Origin of the sequence: Pseudonocardia halophobica, from assembly GCF_027922425.1 — a bacterium.
In the GTDB taxonomy this organism is placed as follows: Bacteria; Actinomycetota; Actinomycetes; order Mycobacteriales; family Pseudonocardiaceae; genus Pseudonocardia; species Pseudonocardia halophobica.
Genome location: NZ_BSFQ01000163.1, coordinates 1 through 900, shown reverse-complemented (window position 1 = coordinate 900; position 900 = coordinate 1). Strand labels below are relative to the sequence as shown.

At 60.7% G+C, this 900-nt stretch carries 1 protein-coding gene; it reads left to right on the top strand.

All coding sequences use genetic code 11. From position 1 onward, the window contains the following. A partial coding sequence (locus PKE99_RS39150) for a transposase (RefSeq protein WP_271215075.1) occupies window positions 1-732 on the top strand: 732 nt, incomplete at its 5' end. Between the last annotated feature and the right edge of the window lie 168 nt (window positions 733-900).

Genomic DNA, 900 nt, shown 5'->3' with positions numbered 1-900 from the left:
ACCTGCAGCGAGATTGGGCGGCGAACAGGGTTCCCTCGTCGCAGCCTCGCGAAATGGCTGCAGTTCGAGACGCCGCCGGGCCGCAGGCGGGCAGCTTTGAAGCCGACTTCGCCGTGGTACTTTGAAGAGTTCCTGAGCCAAAGCTGGAAGGGCGGAATTCGAACTGGAAGCGCCCTGTTCCGTCTGATCCGAGAGCGTGGCTACGAGGGGAGCCCGACGCATTTGCAGCGGCTGCTGGCGGGGTGGCGCAGAGCCGAAAAGCAAGCGAAGGGCCCTGCCTTGGAGCTCCAGATCCTGGAACCGGTCCGGGACCCGGAAACGGGGCACGCGATCTCCCCGGTCATCGCGGCAGCGCTGTGTATCAAACCCCGCGGAAAACTCACCCCGGATCAGGCGCGGAAGGTCGACGCGCTCAAGGCTGGCTCTCCCGCCTTCGCAACGATGCGCTGCCTCGTCATGCGGTTCAACGGTATCCTGCGTGGCCGCGAGGCAGACCCGCTCCCTGCATGGATCGACGACGCGATCGAAACCGACCTGGCGCCCATCGTGCGCTTCGCACGCACATTGAACCGGGATTTCGATGCGGTAAAAAACGCTATCGAGATGCCCTGGAGCAACGGCCAAGCAGAAGGTCAGATTAATCGTCTGAAGACCCTGAAACGCGCCATGTACGGCCGAGCCGGGCCAGAACTGTTGAGGGCAAGAATGCTGCCCCTCCGCCACACAGATTGAGGCAGAGCCGATTTAAGGGCAACGCGACACCAACCGAGCAATGTTGGTCCGGCAGGTGTTTGGCGATTAAGAAACCCGAAAATTCGCGCAAAATGGCATGAACGCAAAAAGATAGGCAAGATAGTGCCTTACGCTGTCAACTGCCTTTTATCGGCGATAGTCATGTCA